Raw genomic sequence first — 21636 nt, forward strand, 5'->3', positions numbered from 1 at the left:
CAGTGGACAGGCTCCCGCCGGCGGTGTCGAGTAGGCGAAAGGCCGATACGGCCGCGGGTTGAAACGTCGCGTCGCGAGGCGGAACATGGGTGCACTCCTGACCCTCGGGCAGATGCTCAGCGTGCAGGCGCGCCTGCAGGGCGAGCGAATCGGCGCGCGCGACCTCGAGCGCCACATGACCTTCCGGCAATGGGAAGCGCGGGCGAACCGGCTGGCGAACGCGCTGCTGGGGCTCGGCCTGGCCAAGGGCGACCGGGTGGCGGTGCTCGCCTACAACCGCATCGAATGGGTCGAGATCTATGCCGCGACCGCGAAGGCCGGGCTGGTCGCGGTGCCGATCAACTTCCGCCTCGTCGGCCCCGAGATCCGCTTCATCCTCGAGAACAGCGAGGCGGCGGCGCTGATCGTCGAGGCGCCGCTGCTCGGCCCGGTCGAGGAGATCGCGCCGGGGCTGCGGATCGGGCCGGAGCGCTGCATCCATCTCGGCGCCGGCCCGGCGCCGGCGGGCTGGTGCCGCTACGAGGGGCTGATCGAAGCGGCGTCCGAGGCCGCGCCGCCGATCGAGGTGCTGCCAGAGGACCCCTGGTGCCTCATGTACACCTCGGGGACCACCGGCAACCCGAAGGGGGCGATCCGCGGGCATCGCGGCATGGCCATGCTGGCGATGATGACGCGCGTCGAGTTCGGCCTGCGGCGGCGCGACGAGGCGCTGCTGGTCATGCCGATGTGCCACGCCAATTCGCTGAACTTCTTCTCGGCCTTCCTCTATGGCGGCTCGGCCATCGGCGTCTTCTCGCGGCCGAGCTTCGACCCCGTGCTCTGCCTCCGGACCCTGGCCGGGACGGGCGCGACCTTCACCTCGCTGGTGCCGACGCATTACGAGATGATGCTCGACAGCCGCACCGCGCTCGAGGCCCGCGACTTCGCCCGGGTCGAGAAGCTGCTGGTCTCCTCCGCCCCGGCGCGGGCCGAGACCAAGCGGGCGGTGATGGAGATGTTCCCCAATTCCGGCCTCTTCGAGCTCTACGGCTCCACCGAGGCCGGCTGGGTGACGATGCTGCATCCGGACGAGCAGTTCGACCAGCTCGGCACGGTCGGGCGCGAGGTGGTGGGCTCGGCGCCGATCCGCCTGCTCGACGAGGCCGGGCGGGAGGTGCCGGATGGCGAGCCGGGCGAGCTCCATTCCTGCAGCCCCTATGCCTTCGACGGCTACTGGCGGCTGCCGGAGAAGACGGCCGAGGCCTATCGCGGCGACTACCTGACGGTCGGCGACGTCGCCATGCGCGGGCCGGACGGCTATATCCGCCTGCTCGACCGCAAGAAGAACATGATCATCACCGGCGGCGAGAACGTCTATCCCTCCGAGGTCGAGGCGCTGCTCGCCTCGCATCCGGCGGTGCGGGATGCCATCGTCATCGGCCTGCCCGACGCCCGCTGGGGCGAGCGGGTGCATGCCGCGGTGGTGCTGCGCGAGGGGGCGAGCCTGACCGAGGCGGCGCTGCTGGACTGGAGCCGTCCGCGGCTGGCCGGCTACAAGCGCCCGCGCTCGGTCTCCTTCCTCCGCGACGAGCAGGTGCCGCGCAACGCCACGGGCAAGGTGCTGCACCGGGTGCTGAAGACGCAGCTCGCCACGGAAGACGGTCCGCGGCAGGACAAGGGCTGAGCGCGGCGCCGAACGACGAGACTTCGAGGAGACGCGGCATGGCGATCGATCCCGACAGCGTGGCCGGCCTGATCGCGCGGCTGCTGAAGCGGCGCGGCGTGGAGCGCGTCTTCGCGCTCTGTGGCGGCCACATCATGCCGATCTGGATGCGGCTCGACGCCGAGGGCATCCGCATCGTCGATGTCCGCGACGAGCGGGCGGCGGTGCATATGGCGCAGGCGCATGCCGAGCTGACGGGCCAGCTCGGCGTCGCCCTCGTCACCGCCGGGCCGGGCGTGACCAATGCCATGACCGGCATCGCCAACGCGCATGTCTCGCGCGCGCCGGTGCTGGTGCTCTCCGGCACCAGCCCACAGCCGCAGGAGAATCGCGGCGGGCTGCAGGATCTCGACCACACGCAGCTTCTGCGCCCGATCACCCGCTACGCCCGCACCGTGCGCGATCCGGCGCTGGTGCTGGCCGAGCTGGACGAGGCGATCGCCCGCGCCTTCGGCGAGGCCGGCGAGCCGGGCCCCGCCTATCTCGACGTCCCGACCGACACGCTGCGCGCCCCGGTGCCGAAGCCGCTGCAGCGCGAGGAGCATCTGCGGCCGAAGCCGCGGCCCCTCACCCTGCCCGATCCGGCGCGCATCGCCGAGGCGGCGGAGCTGCTCTGGTCGGCGCGGCGCGTGCTGGTGGTCTCCGGCCGCGGCGCCCGCGGGGCGGGGCCGGAGCTGGTGGCGCTGCTCGACCGGCTCGGCGCCGCCTATCTCGACACCGGGGAGAGCCGCGGCCTGGTGCCGGATTCGCACCCCTCGGTGGTCGCCGCCATGCGCGGCGCGGTGATGGGCGATGCCGACCTGGTGCTGACCGTCGGGCGGCGGCTCGACTTCCAGCTCGCCTATGGCTCGCCGGCCGTCTTCGGCGAGGCGCGCTTCGTCCGCATCGGCGAGGTGCCGGGCGAGCTGCGCGACAACCGCCGCGGCGAGGTGGAGCTGCTGGCCTCGCCGGCCGCGGCGCTGCGGGCGCTGGTCGAGGCGGCCGGCAACCGCACCCCCGCCCTCGACCGCGGCTGGGCGGCGAAGCTCCGCGCCGGGCACGAGGCGCGGGCGGAGAAGCTGCGGCACAGCATGGCCACCGCGCCGAATGGCGGCGACGGCCGGCTGCACCCGAACCGCGTGCTCGCCGCGCTGCAGGAGGCGATGGGGCCGGAGGCGATCGTCGTCACCGATGGCGGCGACTTCCTCAGCTTCGCCCGCGTCGGCCTCTCGGCGCCGGCCATGCTCGATCCCGGCCCCTTCGGCTGCATCGGCATCGGCGTGCCCTATGGCATCGCCGCCAGCCTCGCCTTCCCCGAGCGGCCGGTGGTCGTCGCCACCGGCGACGGCGCCTTCGGCTTCAACGCCATCGAGATCGACACCGCGGTGCGGCACAAGGCGCCGGTGCTGATCGTCGTCGCCAACAACGGCGCCTGGCAGATCGAGGTGCACGACCAGGCGGTCACCCATGGCAAGGTGGTCGGCACCCGGCTGCAATTCAGCGACCACGCCGCCATGGCGCGCGCCTTCGGCATGCATGCCGAGCGGGTGGAGACGGCCGAGCAGCTCGGCCCCGCCATCGCCCGCGCCATGGCCAACCGCCCGGCGCTGATCGATGCGGTGGTGACGCCCGAGGCGGTCTCCTCCGACGCCAAGACCGGCCTCGCCTGGGTGCCCGACCTGCAGCCGCTGGCCGCCTGGGACGAGGCGGAGCGGCGCTGGCGCGCGGGCGGCTAGAGCAGATCCTGTCCGGATGAACTCATCCGGACAGGTGAAGATGCTCTGAAAACAAAATCCTAGGGCGCTTACCCGGGCAGCACCTTGCCCGGGTTCATCAGGCCTTGCGGGTCGATCGCCGCCTTGATGCGGCGCATCAGGTCGAGTTCGGCGCCGCCGCGCCAGTCCTCCATCATGTCGGTCTTCAGCCGGCCGATGCCGTGCTCGGCCGAGAAGCTGCCGCCGAGGTCGCGCACCACGGCGTTCACCGTCTCCATGATGTCGTGGCTGCGGGCGAGGAAGGCGGCGCCGTCCATGCCCTCCGGCTGCTCCAGGTTCATGTGGATGTTGCCGTCGCCCATATGGCCGAAGGGCACCGGGCGGATGCCGGGGATCAGCGCCCGGCAGGCCTCGGAGGCGCGGCGGATCAGCTCCGGCACGCGGCTCACCGGCACCGAGACGTCGTTCTTCACGCTCGCCCCCTCGCGCTTCTGCGCCTCCGGATGCTCCTCGCGGATGCGCCAGAGGGCGGCGCGCTGCGCCTCGCTCTCGCCGATCGTCGCATCCAGCACCTCGCCAGCCTCGAGCGCCTCCTCGAGCACCGCTTCCATCAGCGCCCGCAGCCCGGCCTCGGGCCGGGAGGAGGCGAGGTCCACCAGCACGTAGTGGTCATGCCCCGGCAGCGGCACGCTGCCGCCCTCGATGTGCCGCGCATAGAAGCCGACGCCGGTGCCCGACATGTACTCGAAGGCGCGCACCGCGCCCTCGTCGCGGTCGCGGAAGCGGCGGAAGAGGGCGAGCGCCGCCGCCTCGTCGCGCACCGCGCAGAAGCCGAGCTCGGTCTCCCGCGGCCGCGGGAAGAGCCGCAGCACCGCGGCGGTGATGAAGCCGAGCGTGCCCTCGGCGCCGACGAAGAGGTGCCGCAGCGCATAGCCGGTATTGTCCTTGCGCAGCCGCCGCAGGCCGTCCCAGACCCGCCCGTCCGGCAGCACCACCTCGAGCCCCAGCATCAGCTCGCGCGCATTGCCGTAGCGCACCGTGGTGTTGCCGCCGGCATTGGTCGAGAGCACGCCGCCCACCGTCGCCGTGCCCTCGGCGCCGAGCGAGAGCGGGAAGAGGCAACCCGCCTCGGCCGCCACCTCCTGCGCCGCCTTCAGCACCAGCCCCGCCTCGACGGTCATCGTCATGTCCAGCGGGTCGATGTCGCGCACGCGGTTCAGCCGCGCCAGCGAGACGACGAGCTGCCGGCCGCTCTCGTCCGGCGTCGCGCCGCCGACCATGGAGGTGTTGCCGCCCTGCGGCACCAGCGGCAGGCCGGCCGCGGCGCAGAGCCGCACCGCCTCGGCCAGTTCCTCGACCGTGCCAGGCCGCAGCAGGCAGGGCGTGCGGCCCTGGTAGAGGTTGCGCCAATCCGCGAGATAGGGCGCGAGATCCCCTGCCCCGGTCAGCAACCCGCGCGGCCCGAGAAGGCTCGCAAGACGGTCGAGGAGGCCGGGCGGCAGGGGCGGCGGGGGTTGATCGTCGGGCATGGCGCGACTCCTGGGCCGGAAGGCGGCCAGGGTCAATTCTCACCCCTGCGATGCACCGGGGCCGTGCCAGCCCGGCGCGGGGCCGCCGCGGCGGGGCCGGGGTGGCACGGCCCCGGCGTTCGGGGCATAAGGCCGCGATGAGGCGTCGTGCACCCCGGTGTTCGGTTGTGCTCGCCCTGCTGCTCTCGCTGCAGTGGGCGACGGCCTTCGCGCATTGCCTCGCCGGCCTGTCGCTGCCGGCGGCCGCCGGCCACACGGTCGAGATCTGCTCGGCCGATGGCCTCCGCACGCTGCTGGTCGGCGAGGACGGGCAGCCCGCCGCGCCGACGTCCCATGCCCACGACAGCTGCCCGCTCTGCCCTGGCAGCGCCGCGCCCGCGCCCGCGGCCCCTGCCGTCGCCGCGCAGCCGGTGCGCTACCGGCTGCCGCCCGCGGCGCCGCGCCTCGCCGGCCTGCCGCCCGCCGGGCCGCGCGCCCCGCCGCAACAGCCCCGCGCCCCACCCCTCGCCTGACAGCCGACCCGCCGCGCCACGCCGCGCGGTGCCCTTGCCTGTCAGGAGATCGTGCCATGCCGTCCTTCCCGCGCCTCGCCGGCGCGTTGCTCGCCAGTGCCCTGCCGGGCCTTGCCCTGGCCCAGACCGCCCCCGCCACGCCGCCGCCGGAGGCCGGGAGCGGCTCCGTCCTCGCCCTGCCGGAAACCGAGGTGATCGGCCGGGCGCCCGGCTCCCTCACCGTCCCCTCGGTCGCCGAGCAGCGCGCCCGGGTGGAGCAGGCGCCGGCCGCGGTCCGTTTCATCGATTCGGAGCAGTTCGAGAACCGTCGGGCCTTCAACCTGCGGGACATGTTGCAGGAGACGCCCGGCCTCTTCGTGCAGGAACGCTACGGGCAGGAGCTGCGGCTCTCCATCCGCGGCTCGGGCATCACCCGCGGCTTCCACCTGCGCGGCGTCGAGGTGCTGCAGGACGGCATCCCGGTGAACCTCGCCGACGGGTCCGGGGATTTCTACCAGATCGACCCGCTCGCGGTGCGCAGCGTCGCGGTCTATCCGGGCGGCAACGGGCTGGCCTTCGGCGCCTCGACGCTCGGCGGCGCCATCAATTTCACCACGGCGACGGCCCATACCGCCGAGGCGCCGACGATCCTGCGCGCCGAGGGCGGCACCTTCGGCACCTGGCGCCTCTCCGGCCAGGCCTCGCAGGTCTTCGGCAATGCCGATGCCCTGGCCAATTACTCGCATTTCTCGACGGATGGCTGGCGGCAGCACAGCCGCGGCCAGTACGACCAGTTCAACGGCAATGTCGGCTACCGCCTCTCGGACCGGGTCGAGACGCGCTTCTACGCCGGCGTCTACATCACCCGGCAGCAATTGCCCGGCTCGCTCACCCTCTCCCAGGCGCTGAACACCCCGACCATGGCCGGCGCGGCGCAGATCGCCCAGAACCAGGCGCGCAATGTCTGGGCCGAGCGCTTCGCCAACCGCACCTCGGTGCGGCTCGATGCCGGGCAGGTCGACATCGATTCCTGGATCATCCACAAATCGCTCTACCACCCGATCTTCCAGGTGATCGACCAGGATGGGCTGAGCTGGGGCATCGCGCCGCGCTGGTCCCAGGCCTTCACCATCGGCGGGCTGCGCGACGAGCTCATCCTCGGCGGCCGCTACTTCGCCGGCACCAACGATGCGCTGCAATACGTCAACACCCGCGGCTCGCGCGGTGCGCTCACCGCGAACGGCCAGCAAGCCGCCCGGAATTACGAGCTCTTCCTCGAGAACCGGCTCTGGGTGACGCCCTCCCTCGCCCTGGTCGCGGGCGCCAAGGCGCTGCGCAACGACCGGGACTACGAGAACCGGCTGACCGGCCAGCGCTACAGCAGCACCTATGACGGCTTCAACCCGAAGCTCGGCCTGCTCTGGCAGCCGCGCACGGAGTTGCAATTCTTCACCAACATCACCCGCAGCCAGGACGTGCCGGACTTCTCCGACCAGTTGCAGACCGTCGGCAACCGCCCCGTCTGGGTGCCGCTCGAGGCCCAGCGCGCCTGGACGGTCGAGCTCGGCACCCGCGGCCGCTTCGCCCGCGGCGGCTGGGACCTGGCGCTGTTCCGCAGCAACCTCCGGGGCCAGATGCTGCAATACACGCTGGACCCCTCCATCCCGGCCGGCACCTTCAATGCCGGCAACACCGTCAACCAGGGCGTCGAGCTCGCCGCGCGCTACGACCTGGCGCAGGACATGCTGGCGGCCGGCGACCGGCTGACCCTCGGCCAGGTCTGGACCTTCAACGACTTCCGCTTCAGGAACGACCGGCAATACGGCGACAACCGCATCGCCGGCCTGCCGCCGCATGTGCTGCGCACCACCCTCGCCTATGCCCAGCCGGACCGCTTCTTCCTCCGCCCGGCGCTCGACTGGGTGCCGCAGGGGGCCTGGGCGGACTACGCCAACACGCTGCGGGCCAACAGCTACATCAAGCTCGGCCTGGAGGCGGGGGTGACGCTGGCCCCGGGGATCACGCTCTTCCTCGATGCCCGCAACCTGACCAACAAGCGCTACGTCTCCGACCTCTCGACCATCACCGATGCCCGGGCCCCAGGGGTGAGCACGGCGGTGTTCTACCCCGGCGAGGGGCGCAGCCTCTATGTCGGGACCCGCTTCGCCTTCTGAGACCGGGCGCAACCCTCCGGTTTGCCGGGGCCTTCGCGGCATGAGCCGCGGCGCCCATCCGGGCGCTCGGCCCTGCGGGCCGCAGGCCAGCACGTCGTGCGCCGGGGCTGAGGGCGGGCCGGCATGACGGTTGCGCGGGCGGGGCGCCCGGCCGCTTGTCGCCGCCGTTGCGGTTGGTTACAGCGGATGGTTCCGGGCCCGCCTGCCCTCCGCCGTCGCCCGCCGCCGGCCGGGGCGAGGTCCCGCTGCCGCACGAGAGACAGCCCCGCCCGGCCGCCCGAAGTGCCGTCAAGGCGGCGGTCCGGGAGGATGCATGCTGACGCTGCTGGCCTATTCCATGGTGCTGGTCTTCATGGTGCTGATCATGACGGACCGGCTCTCGGCGCTGCTGGCGCTGATCCTCGTCCCCGTCGCCTTCGCCCTGCTCGCGGGCTTCGGCGGCAGCCTCGGCAAGATGGTGCTGGACGGCATCCGCAACCTGGCGCCGACCGGCGTGCTGCTGCTCTTCGCCATCCTCTATTTCGGCATCATGATCGATGCCGGGCTGTTCGACCCGGTGGCGCGGACCGTGTTGCGCCTGGTCGGCGGCGATCCGGTGAAGATCGTCATGGGCACCGTGGTGCTCGCCTCCGTCGTCTCGCTCGATGGCGACAGCTCGACCAGCTACATCATCACCACCACCGCCATGCTGCCGCTCTACCGGCGCCTCGGCATGCGGCCGCTGACGGCCGCCTGCGTCATCATGCTGGCGGCGGGCAACATGAACCTCACCCCCTGGGGCGGCCCGACGGCGCGGGCGGCGAGCGCGCTGCATGTCGATGCCAACACGCTCTTCGTGCCGCTGATCCCGACCATGGTCGCCTGCTTCTGCTTCGCCCTCTTCGTCGCCTGGGTGCTCGGGCGGCGGGAGCGGGCGCGGATCGGCGTCGCCAACCTGCCGGGGCTGGACGAGGTGCCGGCGCCGACCGGCGGCACGGTGGACACGGTCGAGCCGCTGCCGCCGGAGCGGCGGCCGCACCTGCTCTGGGTGAACCTCGCCCTCACCGTGGTGCTGATGGCCTGCCTGCTGCTCGGCGTGCTGCCGCTGCCGCTGCTCTTCATGATCGGCTTCGCGCTCGCCACCGCGATCAACTACCCCGATCTCGCCGAGCAGAAGCGGCGCATCGCCGCGCATGCGCCGAACGTGCTGGCGGTGGTCTCGCTGATCTTCGCCGCCGGCGTCTTCACCGGCATCCTCTCCGGCACCGGGATGGTGGAGGCGATGGCGCGCAGCGTCACCGCCGTCATTCCCGACAGCGCCGGCCGCTTCATTCCGCTGATCACGGCGCTGGTGAGCATCCCCTTCACCTTCCTCATCTCCAACGACGCCTTCTATTTCGGCATCCTGCCCATCCTGGCCGAGGCCGGCAGCAAATTCGGCCATGCCGCCGAGGCGATCGGCCGTGCCTCGCTGGTCGGGCAGCAGGTGCACCTGCTGAGCCCGCTGGTCGCCTCGACCTATCTGCTGGTCGGGCTCTGCGAGGTGGATTTCGGCGCGCATCAGCGCTTCACCCTGCCCTGGGCGCTCTGCGCGGCGCTGGTGATGCTGCTCGCGGGCGGGCTGGTCGGCGCCTTCCCGCTGTTCTGATACGAACGGCCGTTCGTATCAGCCGACGCTCAGCCGAGCAGGAGCAGCCCGAGCACCCCGCCGCCCGCCAGCACCCAGAGCGGGCTCCAGCTCGTCCGCCAGACGAAGAGGGTGGAGATGGCGACGATGACGAGCGGCAGCGGGCCGAACTGGCTGGAGGCCTCGGCCATCACCAGCCCCGCCGCCAGCAGCAGCCCGACCGCGATGGGCACCAGGCCCGCCTGGGCCGGCTTCAGCCAGGCGGCGCCGCGCAGCCGGTGCAGCAGCCCGGCCATGCCCCAGGCGAGGATCGCCGAGGGCAGCAGCATGCCGATGGTCGCCATCGCCATGCCGCCCCAGGCGCCGACGCGCCAGCCCATGACGCTGGCCACCAGGATGTTCGGCCCCGGCGCCGCCTGGGCCAGCGCGTAGAGCTGGGAGAAGGTGGCGTCGTCCATCCAGCCGCGCAGCTCGACGAGCTGGCGGTGCATCTCCGGCAGCACCGCATTGGCGCCACCCACGGCGACGAGGGAGAGGATGGAGAAGGTGACCAGGATCTGCAGCAGCAGGGCCATCAGGAGGTCGCCCGGCGCAGGATCAGCCCGGCCCGCCAGAGCGAGGCGGCAATGGAGAGCGGCGCCAGCGCCAGCACGATCAGCGGCAGGGAGAGGCGCAGCCAGGCGGCGCAGAAGGCGGCGACCAGCAGCAGCGCCACCGCCTCGGGCGCCAGCTTCAGCTTGCCGACCATCTTGCAGGCGGTGCCGATCACCATGCCGGCCGCGGCGGCGGCGATGCCGGCCATCACCGGCTTCACCTCCGGCAGCCGGCCATAGCGGTCGTAGAGCAGGCAGAGCGCGATCAGGATGACGAGGGGGGCGCTGTAGATGCCTCCCGTCGCCAGCACCGCGCCAGCAAGGCCATGGAAGCGCCGGCCGATCATCACCGCGGCATTGCCGACATTCGGCCCGGGCAGCACCTGGCCGAGGCCGAGCACCTCGGCATAGTCGCGCTCGGTCAGCCAGCGCCGCTCCTCGACGATCACGCGCCGCGCCCAGGCGGCGACGCCGCCGAAGCCGAACAGGCCGATCTTGACGTAGCCGAGGAAGAGCTCGAGCCGGCTGGGGGTCACGGTCGCGGGCGGGCTGGGATCGGGCGCAGCGGGCAAGCTTGTCTCTCCGGTCACGCCGGGGCCCGGGCTGCGACGCGCATCGGCGGGGTCGGTGGGCCGGAACGGCGGCGCCATGCTCGCCGGAAAGCGCCGGGGCGTCCACCGACCCCGGCGCTTCAGGCCTGGGCTCAGACCTGGGCGGGCGCCGGGCCGTGCGGGTCGTTGTGGACGCGCCGCAGCCGCCAGCCGAGGCCGATCAGCAGGGCGCCGGCGACCACCGCCTCGATGCCGACGATCCAGATCAGCGCCAGCAGGCCCGGGCCGGGATTCACCAGCAGCCAGACGCCGAAGAAGACGCTGACCGCGCCGAACAGCCCCATCAGCACGCTCTTCAGGCGGAAGGCGAGGACGAGGCGGAAGACGCCGATCAGGATGCTCCAGAGGCCGGTGATGAAGACCAGCATGATCGCCGAGAGGCCGGGCAGGAACAGGATGGCGGCGGCGGCGGCGATCGAGGCGAGGCCATCGAGCCAGAACCAGAAGCCGTGCCGTTCCGGCGGCCCCTTGATCGCCTGGTAGAGGGTGGAGATGCCATCGATCGCCATCCAGGCCGCGAGCAGGCCGAGGAGGAAGGCGAGCCCCATCCCGGGGGCGAGGAAGGCGACCAGGCCGAAGAGGATGGCGACGACGCCGCGCAGGACGAAGACCCACCAGCCCTGGGCCATCAGGCGGATGAGCGGGAACCGCCCTGGCGGCAGGCCCGGGAGGGGGTTCGGCATGGCCGTATCGGTGCCGGACATCGGTTGGATCTCCTTCCGCTGGAGCAGATCCCGATCAGGCGGACTCACCTGATCGGGTGAAGATGCTCTGAAAACAGGAGGCTAGAGCATTTGCCCCGGGCGCGGGCGTACGGAAGACGCTCCAGCGAAAACGGCAAGGCCGCGCCCGGACACGCAGCCCTGAGCGCGAACGCCATGCCGCCGGTTCCGCTTGGCCAGGGGCCCCGCGGCGGTTCTGCGACGCGCCTCGGCACGCCCGCATCGTCGCGTGCCGCCTGGGGAGGCTGTCGTGGCCTGGGACCGGTCACGGCCAAAGCCGGATGGCCGCACCGGCAAGTCGCCACGGGACAAGAGGGACAATGTCCCACGCGCCAGACCCACGCTCCGCAAGAACATCGGTGTCAAAAACCTGCCTGCGGCCGGGAAAGTGATGTAGGGTTACATGCTGCAGCGCCGCGAAACCGGGGGTGTGGTCCTTCGGCAACATCCATTGCATTTGACGAGCGTTGCCGCACCTTCGCCCCTTTGCTGCCCTTTCGAGCGCCCAACCTTTGGCGAAACTTCACTTGTCTAAGTGATGAGAGCGTGTGTGATCCCGCACATCAACGTGTTCGTAATGCTGCGACTATTCGTTGGCAGATCGCACAGGACATCGCGTATCCAGTATCACAAGTTGAGTGGTGGTGCTTTTTTTAAGCATCTACGCGCAACGTGCTGGACCGTGCCACGAAGGAGAATGCCATGACCATCGCCCGCCCCATCCTGATCGTTGAGGACGACGAGGCGCTGCGTGCCAGCCTGGCGGAACAGATCGCCATGGAGGGCGAGTTCGTCGTCCATGAGGCGGGGTCGGCGGCCGAGGCGATGACCAAGCTCGCCGATGCCGAGACCCGCTACGATGCCATCCTGCTCGATATCGGCCTGCCCGACGCCGATGGCCGCGATGTCTGCGCCCGCCTCCGCCGCGACGGCCAGCGCATGCCGATCATCATGCTGACCGGCGCCGATGCCGAGCAGGACGTGGTGCGCGGGCTCGATGCCGGCGCCAACGACTACATCGCCAAGCCCTTCCGCCTCTCCGAGCTCCTCGCCCGTGTCCGCGCCCAGCTGCGGGTCTTCGACAATTCCGAGGACGCGACCTTCACCATCGGCCACTACATGTTCCGCCCGAGCGCGCGGCTGCTGGTCGACCCGGCGAAGAACCGCAAAGTGCGGCTGACCGACAAGGAGTGCCGCATCCTGAAGTACCTGCTGCGGGCCAATGCGGCGCCGGTGAACCGCGCCACGCTGCTCGCCGATGTCTGGGGCTTCAACAGCGGCGTCACCACCCATACGCTGGAGACGCATATCTACCGCCTGCGGCAGAAGATGGAGGCCGATCCGGCGAACCCGCAGCTCCTGCTGACCGATCGCGGCGCCTATCGCCTCGAGCCGCGGGCGGGCGAGCGTCTCGCCGCCTGAGACAATCTGGCCGCCTGACATATCTATTAGGCCGGATTAAAATTTTTGTGATACACCGCGGGCTGCAACGGCAGGGCAGGCGGGCCTCCCCAGGGGCCCGGCCCCGGCCAGCCGTGGGTCCGGAGCATGGGGTTGCAGACAGACGAGGCGGTCAAATCCGGCAGGCCGGCCCGGTGGAAGCACCGGGCCGGGCTTGCCGTGGCGGCCGCCCTGCTCCTGCTGCTGTGGCTGCTGGTCCATCTCGCCGTGCAGGCCGAGTTCCGCCGGGCGGCTGAGACAGGCTGGCGGCAATCGACCATCCTCGCCCGCAGCCTCGAATCCAGCGTCGCCAACCGGCTGCGCGGCATCGAGAGCCTGCTCCGCTTCGGCGCCGCGCTGCTGGCCCGCGACCCCGCCGGCTTCTCCATCCCGGCCTGGCTGGCGATCGACCCCGATCCCGACATCCTTGATGCCGCGGTTCTCGGCCCGGACGGCCGCACCCGCTTCAGCCGGGCCGCGCCACCGGCCGATCCGGCGGCGCTGCGCGACCGGTCGATCATTGCCGCCATCCTGGCCGATCCGGACCCCGACCGGCTGGAGGTCGGCGCGCTGCACCCGGCCGGCAACGGCCGGATGGCGCTCGACATCGCCTGGCCGATGCGCGATGCCGCCGGCGGCTTCGCCGGCATCATCCTGGTCAGCCTCGACAGCGCCACCTTCACCCGGCTCTACCGCCAACTCGAGCTGCGGGATGCGGTGATCGCGCTCTTCGGCCTGGACGGCGCGCTGCGCGCCCGGGTCCCCCGGCCGGTCAGCCTGGTCGGCACCATGGTTCCGCCGGCCAGCTTGGCGAGCTTCCGCGCCGGCGCGCTGGAGGCGACCCGGCACGCGGTGAGCCCGCTGGACGGCGTCGACCGCTTCATCGCCTATCGCCGGGTCGAGGGCCGCTCGCTCATCGTCGCGGTCGGGCTCGCGGCCGATGCGGTGCTGGCCCCGGCCCGCGAGGAGCAGCGCGAGCTCCTGGCCCTCGGCGGCTTCGTCACCCTCATGGTGGCGGCGCTCTGCCTGCTCGTCCCCCGCCTCCGGCGGCAGGAGGCGATCGCGCGCGCCCAGCTCGAGGCGGTGGTCGCGCATGCCGGCCAGGGGATCATGATGATCGACCCCAACCGCCGGGTCGCGATCGCCAACAGCCAGGTCGTCCGGATGCTCGACCTGCCGCCGGCGCTGGTCGCGCCCGGACGGCGGATCGAGGACATCGCCGCCTGGCAGGCCCAGGCGGGGGAGTTCGGCGGCGGCCCGGCGCCGCACACCCATATCGACAGCCTCGGCGGCCCCGGCTCGCCACCCTTCGTGACGGTGCGGACCCGGCCGAACGGCCGGGTGCTCGAGATCCGCACCAACTATGTCGGCGACGGCAGCCATGTCCGCACCTTCACCGACATCACCGAGGCGCGGCGCAGCGCCGAGGCGCTTGCCGCCGCCCGCGACCGCGCCCTCGCGGCGGAGGCGGCGATGATGGCCGCCTTCGAGAGCGTGCCGCACGGCGTCATGCTGGTGGATGCCGAGAATCGCGTCCGGGTGATCAACCAGGCAGCGATCGACCTGGCCGGGCTGCCGCCGGAGCTGGCCCGGCCCGGCACCACCATCGAGGCCCTGATCGAGCACCAGAAGCAAACCGGCGAGACCGATGCCGGGAGCGAGGCGATCAGGCGCTCCTGGGACGCCATCCGCAACCGGACCGTGTCGGACCTCGCCTATCAGCGGGTGAAGCCGGATGGGCGCGTGATCGAGGTGCGCACCACCTTCCTCGCGGATGGCCGCTTCATCCGCACCTTCACCGATGTCTCCGCCCACCATGCCGCCCTGCGGGCCGAGGCGGCGGCGCGCGAGGAGGCGCTGGCCTCCCGCGCCGCCCTCGCCGCCGCCTTCGAGAACGCGCCGATCGGCATCGCCCTGGTCGACGCCGCGCAGCGCCTTGCCTTCATCAACCACGCGGCCATCGCGCTGCTCGACCTGCCGCCGGAGCTGAGCCAGCCGGGAACGCCGATGCCGGAGATCCTGCGCCGCGGCATCGGCGTGGCCGGCGAGGAGGAGCCGGCCGTCCCGGCGGAGACGACGGCCGGGGAGCCGGCCCCGGTCACGCGGCGGACGCGCCAGGGCCGCATCCTGGAGATACGGGTCCGCGACCTGCCGGATGGCCGCACCCTGCACAGCTTCAGCGACGTCACCGCCCGGCAGGCGGCGCTGCAGGCGCAGCAGGCGGCACGACTGGCGGCCGAGTCGGCGCTGCGCAGCCGCACCGAATTCCTGGCGATCGTCAGCCATGAGCTGCGCACGCCGCTCAACGCGGTGATCGGGCTGACCGAGGTGCTGCTGGTGCGGGACCCGCGCCCCGACCAGGCGCCGGACCTGCAGCTGGTCGTCGAGGCGGGCCGGCAGCTCCTGGTCCTGGTGGACGATATCCTCGACATCACCCGGCTCGAGCGCGGCCGCATGGTGCTGCGCGAGGCGGTCTTCGATCCCTGCGCCATGCTGGCCGACATGGCGCGGCTGACCGCCGCCCGCGCCAGGGCGAAGCAGCTGGATTTCACGCTGCTGCTCGCCGCCGGCCTGCCGCAGGCGGCGCTCGGCGACGAGGAGCGGCTGCGCCAGGTCCTGCACAAGCTGCTCGACAACGCCGTGAAGTTCACCGAGACGGGCCGCATCACGCTGGAGGCGGCCGTGCTGGCGGAGGATGCGAAGGGCTGGCGGCTCGGCATCACCGTCACCGATACCGGCATCGGCATCGCGCCCGAGACCGAGGCCTGGCTGTTCGAGCCCTTCACCCAGGCCGACAGCTCGGCGGCCCGGCGCTTCGGCGGCCTCGGCCTCGGCCTCGCCATCAGCCGGATGCTGCTCGAGGGCATGGGCGGCAGCATCGCGGCGGAGGCGGCGCCGGGGATGGGCAGCCGCTTCCGCATCACGCTGCCGCTGCGCCGGCCGGAGCCCGGACGTGCCGCACCCGAGGCGTCGCGCCCGGCGATCCGGCACACGGCGGCCAACAGCTGAGGCCACGCGGCCTCGGCCGGTCAGCGCATCGGCGGGCGGAGGATGCGAAGACGATGGTCAGGGTGGGATGGTGGAGCTGAGCGGGATCGAACCGCTGGCCTCGTCATTGCGAACGACGCGCTCTCCCAACTGAGCTACAGCCCCGTGCCACCGCACCGCGGCTTGGGGTCCGCGGGGAGCGGCGATATGCCCCAGGCCGCCGGGCAGGTCAAGCGCCTCGCGGCGATTTCCGGCCCGCCGGGCGCCATGCTTGTCGCGCCGCGGCGGCATCACTAGGTTGCGCCGGCGTTTCTGGCGGGACCGGCGATGTTTCTGGATGTGGTGTTCTTCCTGGCGGGCGCGGTGCTCGACCTGCTCTGGTGGGCGGTCCTGCTCGCGGTGATCGTGCAGATGCTGATCCAGTTCGGCGTGCTCGACACCCGGAACCGCCTGGTCTGGACGATCGCCGATTTCCTCTATCGGGTGACCGAGCCGCTCTTCGGCCGGGTGCGGCGGGTGCTGCCGAATTTCGGGCCGCTCGACCTCTCGCCGCTGGTCGTGCTGCTGCTGATCACCGCCTGCAAACTGCTGCTCGGCGCCATCGCCAACGCCCTGCTGCGGAACGGGCTGTATTTTTGAGCCCTTGGTGGCGGGCCCGTGGCGACGGCGTCACGGTGCGCGTCCGGGTGCAGCCGCGGGCGCGGCGGGCCGGCCTGCAGGGCCTGGTCCCCGGCGCCGATGGGCCGCGCCTTAAGATTGCGGTGACCGAAGCGCCGGAGGATGGCCGCGCCAACCGCGCGGTCTGCGCCGCCCTGGCCCGCGCCCTGGGCATGCCGCCCTCGGTCGCGGCCGTTGAACAGGGCGGCGCGGCACGGGAAAAGGTGGTTTTCGTGGCCGGCGACCCCAAGGCGCTCGGCGACAGGCTGGAGGCGTTGGCATGAATTCCCCCGCCATGGGGCGCATCATCGATGGCAAGGCGGTGGCGGCGCGGCTGCGCGAAGGCCTCGCGGCGCGGATCGCCGCCCTGCCCTTCCGGCCCGGCCTGCGCGTGGTCCGCGTCGGCGAGGATCCGGCGAGCGGCGTCTATGTCCGCAACAAGGACCGCGCCGCCGCGGCCGCCGGCTTCGACAGCGCCACCATCCAGCTGCCGGCGGATTGCCGGGAATCCGACCTGCTGATGCTGGTCGAGGACCTCAACATCGATCCGGCGGTGGACGGCATCCTGGTGCAGCTACCGCTGCCGCCGCAGATCCGCCAGGACCGGGTGATCGCCGCCATCGACCCGGCCAAGGACGTCGATGGCTTCCACCCGGTGAATGCCGGGCGGCTCGCCACGCAGCAGCCCGGCCTCGTCCCCTGCACGCCGAAGGGGGTCATGCATCTGCTGCGCGAGGCCGGGGCGCGGCTGCCCGGCGCCCGGGCCGTGGTGCTCGGCCGCAGCCAGATCGTCGGCCGGCCGATGGCGCAGCTTCTGCTGGCCGCCGACTGCACGGTGACCATGGCGCATTCCCGCACCCGCGACCTGCCGGCCGAATGCCGCCGGGCGGAGATCCTGGTCGCCGCCGTCGGCCGGCCGGCGCTGGTGCGAGGCGACTGGATCGGCGAGGGCGCGATCGTCATCGATGTCGGCATCAACCGCGGCGCGGATGGCAAGCTGGTCGGCGACGTCGCCTTTGCCGAGGCGGCGCCGCGGGCCGCCGCCATCACCCCGGTGCCGGGCGGGGTCGGGCCGATGACCATCGCCTGCCTGCTCGAGAACACGCTGGAGGCGGCGCTAGCCCGCCGCGGGCTGGCGGGCGCATGAAGCTCTATCGGCTGCTGCGCCTTCTGGGCACGGTGGCCTTGCTGGCCGCGGCCCTGCTGGCGCTGCTCTGGCTGCCGACGCCGACCACGGCGGAATGGCTCCGCATCGCCGGCGTCGGCCTGCCGGCGCTGGCGATGCTGCTGCTGAGCCGCGCCCTGCGGCGGGCGCAGAAAACCTCGCGATAGGGCGGAGCGCGCCCCGGCACGCGGTCGAGCGTGCCGCGCGGGCGCATCCGGACGCCGCAGGCCCCAGACTCTGATCGCTCGAGGCGGCCTCGCCGACAAGCGTGCTCACGCGATCGGGCCCTGGCCTGGACCATGATCCGCGCCCCCGGCCGCTCGGCGATGGCGGCCGGCGATTTCAGGTCGATCCCAGAACCAGAGGGGATGTCCCGGCGCCATTGGCCGCCGGGCCGATGCTCGGCCACTGGCCCCCGCCTCAGCCGTGGCGGGGCTGGACATGCCCGATCACGGAGCTGGGAAATTACATGAAATCCGCAAAAGAATTGAAACGGGCTGGGAGCAAACCAGGATCGGAATCATTAATTGGAACGCGGACTGTTGCGCGCGTCACCCCCCCAACCGGCGGGCGCAACCGCCCTGTTGGCTGCCCCCAAGCGCCGACAGGGCCAGCCCCCTGCTTTTCCCCAAAGGCAGGGGGCTTTCCGTCTCTCCAGACCAGGCCCCGTTCATCCGGGCTCACGGATCATGACCGGGACCAGCGTTTGATCGGGTGAGGCACGCCTCCGGCGTCAGCCGCGATCCGCCGCTCGCTGCATCACCTCGGCCATCGCCCGGTCGCGCGGATCGACGCTCGCCGCCAGCCCGGCCCTCGCCCCCGACCGGTCCGGCTCGGCCCGGTTCTGGCTGAGCTTGCGCTTGCCGGTCAGCCGCTCGATCCGCAGCGACAGGCCAAGGATGCCCTTGAGCTGCCCGGCGACGAAGCTGGCCGGGGCATCCTCCACCGACCAGGGCCGCGGCTGCGCCGCCTCCTGCCGCTCGGTGAGCAGAGCGACGATGGCATGCAGCCGGGCCGGGTCCTCGATGACCTCGACCGGGCCCTCGGCATGCACCGCCTCGTAATTCCAGGTCGGCACCACCCGGTGATGCTCGGCCTTGGACGGGTACCAGTTGGGCGAGACATAGGCCTCGGCGCCGCGGAAGATGGCAAGCGCCCGGCCGGCCTCGCGCAGCGCCGCGGCATGCGGGTTGGCCCGCGCGACATGGCCGAGCAGCACGCCCTGCTCCTCCACCAGCGTCAGGGGCAGATGCGTCACATCCGGCACGCCGCCGGCGCCGTTGGAGACGAGCAGCGCCAGGCGGGCCTCGCGGATCAGGCCGTAGAGGATATCCGGGCGTTCCTCCCGGAAGGCGGGCGGGTTGTACATGCTTGCAGCCTGCCCGAGGGTCGACCGGGCCCGCAACGGCAACCGGCACGGGGCGGGGTTGCGTTCGCGGCGGGTCTTCTACCTCGGATTATGCAGCCGCCGCATATCAGGCGCACGACGCGCCGATCTGCGGCCCGCAGGGCCGAGCGCCCAAACAGGCGCCGCGGCTTATGCCGCGAAGACCGAGGCAAACCGGAGGTCCGCGTCCGGCATCCGAGGCGCAGGACGGTGAAGCCGTCCTGCGCTCGGTTTCAGGGCTTCGGGTCGTGCTCCGTTCGCTCCGCGGCGCGTTCGGTGGCCTCGCGATCATTGTGCGGCTTGCCCTTGGCCTGTCCGTCGCCGGCGGCGCCGGCCGCCGGATCGCCGCCGGACGCATCCTGCCCCTTCTCCTGCGGCGTCCAACCGGGCTCTCCGGTGCCCTGGCCCGTCTCCTTCGGTGGCGTTGGTTTCGCCATGTCCCCCTCCGCTGGTTCGGGGGCGGAACGCCAGGGTGGAAGGGGGGTTCCGGCTCAGCGCCCGGCGGCGTCCTCCGACGGCCAGCCCCAGGGCGCCGCCTCGAGATAGACCCGCACATAGGGCGCCATGGCCGGGTCGCGCAGCGCCGCCTCGGGATGCTGGAAGCCGAGCGCGACCACCTCCCGCCGATCGGGCCGCAGCGTCGGCTCGGTGGCCAGCCGCGCCTCGAAGACCTGCACATGATCGAGGCAGCCCTCGAAGCGCAGCGTCACCTCGCGGGCAAGGCGCAGCCGCTCCGGCGGCAGGTCGAGGCCGGTCTCCTCGCGGAGCTCGCGGCAGGCGGCCAGCACCGGCGCCTCGCCCCGGCGCAGGCCGCCCCCCGGGAAGGTCGAACCCGGCCGGTAGGACTGGCGCAGGATGAGCACTCGCGGCCCGCACCAGAGGGCCACCACCACGCCCTGCCGCGCCGGGCGGCGCAGCGCCCACCACAGCCGGGCGCCGCGATAGGCCAGGCGATAGGCGAGCCGCCAGGCGGCATCGGCGAGGGGTCGGGGCGCGTCCAGCAGCGGGCCAGCTTCGCTCAGAAGGCCCGGCCGGCGACCGTCTCGCCGATCGCCGGCACCACCGCGCCGACCAGGGTGCGGATCAGCGCCCCCTGGTCGCTGCCCTGCCGGTCGCAGGAGAGCAGGGCGGTCCAGATCACGCGGCCCGTCGCGCGGTCCCGCAGCTCGACGCTTCCGGTCAGCCGCTGCGGCGGCGTGGCGCCGCGGCGCGACCGGGGCGACAGGTCGCGCATCCAGGACAGGTCGTCGCCATCCGGGTTGTTGTCGGCGTCGCGGAAGCTGAAGGGGTCGCTGCCGCCACGCCCGCCCCCGGGCGCGGACAGGCTGCCGCGCCAGGAGAGCCGGTGCGTCGCCGGCTCGCCGACCCGGTGGCCCGCCTCGCGCAGCGCCGCCTCGGCAGCGTCGCGCAGCGCCCGGCTGGTGGCGTCGTCGCTGCGGAGCGCGATGCCGAGCACCGCGTCGCGCGGCAGCGGCGCCAGCGCGGTCGCCGAGAGATGGCCCGGGCAGGCGCCCTGCGCCGCGGCACCCTGGCCGAGCGCGGCAACCGGCCCGAGCAGCGCCGCCAGCAGGCCGGCCGCAGCGGCCCGCCGCATCAGAGGTCGCCGCCCTTCCGCCCGGCCATGGCGCCGAGCCGCAGCCGCAACGCGTTCAGCTTGATGAAGCCCTGGGCGTCGAACTGGTCGTAGGCGCCCTGGTCCTCCTCGAAGGTCACGTGCTTCATGGAGTAGAGGCTGTTCGGCGAGCGACGGCCGGTGACGATGACATTGCCCTTGTAGAGCTTCAGCCGCACCTCGCCGGTGACGCTGTGCTGGCTGGCATCGGCCAGCGCCTGCAGCATCCGCCGCTCCGGGCTGAACCAGAAGCCGTTGTAGACCAGCTCGGCATAGCGCGGCATCAGGCTGTCCTTCAGATGGGCAGCCTCGCGGTCGAGGGTGATGCTCTCGATGGCCCGGTGCGCCTGGTACAGGATGGTGCCGCCGGGCGTCTCGTAGCAGCCGCGGCTCTTCATGCCGACGAAGCGGTTCTCCACCAGGTCGAGGCGGCCGATGCCATTGGCCTTGCCGAGCGCGTTCAGCTCGGTCAGCAGCGCCGCCGGCGAGAGGGGCTTGCCGTCGATCGCCACCGCATCGCCGCGCTCGAAGGCGATGACGATCTCGGTCGGGCTGTCGGGCGCGTCCTCGGGGCGGATGGTGCGCTGCCAGACCATCTCCGGCGGCGCGTCCCAGGGCTCCTCCAGCACCTTCCCCTCGCTGCTGCTGTGCAGCAGGTTGGCATCGACCGAGAAGGGCGCCTCGCCGCGCTTGTCCTTGGCGATCGGGATCTGGTGCTGCTCGGCGAATTCGATGAGCTTGGTGCGGCTGGTCAGGTCCCATTCGCGCCAGGGGGCGATGACCTTCACCTCCGGCTTCAGGGCGTAGTAGCCGAGCTCGAAACGCACCTGGTCGTTGCCCTTGCCGGTCGCGCCATGCGCCACGGCATCGGCGCCGACCTGCTCGGCGATCTCGATCTGCCGCTTGGCGATCAGCGGCCGGGCGATGGAGGTGCCGAGGAGGTACTGGCCCTCGTAGAGGGCGTTCATGCGGAACATCGGGAAGATGAAGTCCCGCACGAATTCCTCGCGCAGGTCGTCGACGAAGATGTTCTCCGGCTTGATGCCGAGCAACAGCGCCTTGTCGCGGGCCGGGCCGAGCTCCTCGCCCTGGCCGAGATCGGCGGTGAAGGTCACCACCTCGCAGGCATAGGTGGTCTGCAGCCATTTCAGGATGACGCTGGTGTCGAGCCCGCCCGAATAGGCGAGGACCACCTTCTTCACGTCCTTCACGCGCATCGCGATGTTCCTTGGCCGGCCGTGGGGGCGCCCCCACGGCCCGAAAGC

At 72.2% G+C, this 21636-nt stretch carries 20 protein-coding genes and 1 tRNA gene; 11 read left to right on the top strand and 10 right to left on the bottom strand.

The window, feature by feature from the left end:
* Positions 1-85: 85 nt before the first annotated feature.
* Both DOO78_RS07355 and DOO78_RS07360 read left to right on the top strand, forming a co-directional pair.
* Complete coding sequence (locus tag DOO78_RS07355) at positions 86-1663, top strand: class I adenylate-forming enzyme family protein (protein ID WP_111469104.1); 1578 nt, start codon at positions 86-88, stop codon at positions 1661-1663.
* A 38-nt stretch (positions 1664-1701) separates the two neighbouring features.
* Positions 1702-3417, top strand: coding sequence for a thiamine pyrophosphate-binding protein (locus DOO78_RS07360; protein ID WP_111469105.1), 1716 nt, complete (start codon positions 1702-1704; stop codon positions 3415-3417).
* Between the two features lie 68 nt (positions 3418-3485).
* Here DOO78_RS07360 and DOO78_RS07365 read toward each other — a convergent pair whose 3' ends face one another.
* Complete coding sequence (locus DOO78_RS07365; protein WP_111469106.1) at positions 3486-4925, bottom strand: FAD-binding oxidoreductase; 1440 nt, start codon at positions 4923-4925, stop codon at positions 3486-3488.
* Positions 4926-5092: 167 nt separating this feature from the next.
* Between DOO78_RS07365 and DOO78_RS07370 the strand changes: the two genes are divergently transcribed.
* From DOO78_RS07370 to DOO78_RS07380, 3 genes are all read left to right on the top strand, one after another.
* Positions 5093-5437 (top strand): DUF2946 family protein, encoded by a 345-nt coding sequence (locus tag DOO78_RS07370; RefSeq protein ID WP_111469107.1) that lies wholly within the window; start codon positions 5093-5095, stop codon positions 5435-5437.
* Positions 5438-5493: 56 nt separating this feature from the next.
* The gene (locus DOO78_RS07375; RefSeq protein WP_111469108.1) at positions 5494-7590 is read left to right on the top strand and encodes a TonB-dependent receptor family protein; all 2097 of its coding nucleotides are present in this window, start codon (positions 5494-5496) and stop codon (positions 7588-7590) included.
* A gap of 313 nt (positions 7591-7903) precedes the next feature.
* On the top strand, positions 7904-9217 hold the full coding sequence (locus DOO78_RS07380) for a CitMHS family transporter (RefSeq protein ID WP_111469109.1): 1314 nt from the start codon (positions 7904-7906) through the stop codon (positions 9215-9217).
* A gap of 29 nt (positions 9218-9246) precedes the next feature.
* Here DOO78_RS07380 and DOO78_RS07385 read toward each other — a convergent pair whose 3' ends face one another.
* The 3 genes from DOO78_RS07385 to DOO78_RS07395 form a co-directional block, all read right to left on the bottom strand.
* Positions 9247-9771, bottom strand: coding sequence for a chromate transporter (locus tag DOO78_RS07385; protein ID WP_111469110.1), 525 nt, complete (start codon positions 9769-9771; stop codon positions 9247-9249).
* Entirely contained in the window at positions 9771-10325 is a 555-nt protein-coding gene (locus tag DOO78_RS07390) for a chromate transporter (RefSeq protein ID WP_165838775.1), read from the bottom strand. Before DOO78_RS07390 ends, DOO78_RS07385 begins: the two co-directional genes overlap by 1 nt.
* A 167-nt stretch (positions 10326-10492) precedes the next feature.
* Entirely contained in the window at positions 10493-11104 is a 612-nt protein-coding gene (locus DOO78_RS07395; protein WP_111469112.1) for an HdeD family acid-resistance protein, read from the bottom strand.
* A 720-nt stretch (positions 11105-11824) separates the two neighbouring features.
* Between DOO78_RS07395 and DOO78_RS07400 the strand changes: the two genes are divergently transcribed.
* Positions 11825-12544, top strand: coding sequence for a response regulator transcription factor (locus DOO78_RS07400; RefSeq protein ID WP_111469113.1), 720 nt, complete (start codon positions 11825-11827; stop codon positions 12542-12544).
* Between the two features lie 132 nt (positions 12545-12676).
* Positions 12677-15571 (top strand): PAS-domain containing protein, encoded by a 2895-nt coding sequence (locus DOO78_RS07405; protein WP_165838776.1) that lies wholly within the window; start codon positions 12677-12679, stop codon positions 15569-15571.
* A 68-nt stretch (positions 15572-15639) separates the two neighbouring features.
* On the opposite strand, the gene DOO78_RS07410 is transcribed toward DOO78_RS07405, so the two are convergent.
* Positions 15640-15715, bottom strand: a tRNA-Ala gene (locus DOO78_RS07410).
* A 162-nt stretch (positions 15716-15877) separates the two neighbouring features.
* Here DOO78_RS07410 and DOO78_RS07415 point away from each other — a divergent pair.
* The 4 genes from DOO78_RS07415 to DOO78_RS07430 are packed head-to-tail and all read left to right on the top strand — an operon-like array spanning position 15878 to position 17539.
* The gene (locus DOO78_RS07415) at positions 15878-16189 is read left to right on the top strand and encodes a YggT family protein (protein WP_111469115.1); all 312 of its coding nucleotides are present in this window, start codon (positions 15878-15880) and stop codon (positions 16187-16189) included.
* Between the two features lie 35 nt (positions 16190-16224).
* Complete coding sequence (locus tag DOO78_RS07420) at positions 16225-16491, top strand: DUF167 domain-containing protein (RefSeq protein WP_279387777.1); 267 nt, start codon at positions 16225-16227, stop codon at positions 16489-16491.
* Positions 16488-17354, top strand: coding sequence for a bifunctional methylenetetrahydrofolate dehydrogenase/methenyltetrahydrofolate cyclohydrolase FolD (folD, locus tag DOO78_RS07425; protein WP_243634444.1), 867 nt, complete (start codon positions 16488-16490; stop codon positions 17352-17354). Before DOO78_RS07420 ends, folD begins: the two co-directional genes overlap by 4 nt.
* Positions 17351-17539, top strand: a complete 189-nt coding sequence (locus tag DOO78_RS07430; RefSeq protein WP_111469117.1) for a hypothetical protein — start codon at positions 17351-17353, stop codon at positions 17537-17539. Before folD ends, DOO78_RS07430 begins: the two co-directional genes overlap by 4 nt.
* 566 nt (positions 17540-18105) lie before the next feature.
* On the opposite strand, the gene DOO78_RS07435 is transcribed toward DOO78_RS07430, so the two are convergent.
* From DOO78_RS07435 to DOO78_RS07450, 5 genes are all read right to left on the bottom strand, one after another.
* Complete coding sequence (locus DOO78_RS07435; RefSeq protein ID WP_111469118.1) at positions 18106-18741, bottom strand: FMN-binding negative transcriptional regulator; 636 nt, start codon at positions 18739-18741, stop codon at positions 18106-18108.
* A gap of 251 nt (positions 18742-18992) precedes the next feature.
* Positions 18993-19196, bottom strand: coding sequence for a hypothetical protein (locus DOO78_RS07440; protein WP_111469119.1), 204 nt, complete (start codon positions 19194-19196; stop codon positions 18993-18995).
* A 54-nt stretch (positions 19197-19250) separates the two neighbouring features.
* Positions 19251-19646, bottom strand: a complete 396-nt coding sequence (locus DOO78_RS27410; protein ID WP_165838777.1) for an NUDIX hydrolase — start codon at positions 19644-19646, stop codon at positions 19251-19253.
* Positions 19647-19777: 131 nt separating this feature from the next.
* Entirely contained in the window at positions 19778-20353 is a 576-nt protein-coding gene (locus tag DOO78_RS27415; RefSeq protein ID WP_165838778.1) for a hypothetical protein, read from the bottom strand.
* Entirely contained in the window at positions 20353-21588 is a 1236-nt protein-coding gene (locus DOO78_RS07450) for an argininosuccinate synthase (RefSeq protein WP_111469121.1), read from the bottom strand. Before DOO78_RS07450 ends, DOO78_RS27415 begins: the two co-directional genes overlap by 1 nt.
* Positions 21589-21636: the final 48 nt, after the last annotated feature.

The organism is Roseicella frigidaeris (assembly GCF_003258945.1).
In the GTDB taxonomy this organism is placed as follows: Bacteria; Pseudomonadota; Alphaproteobacteria; order Acetobacterales; family Acetobacteraceae; genus Paracraurococcus; species Paracraurococcus frigidaeris.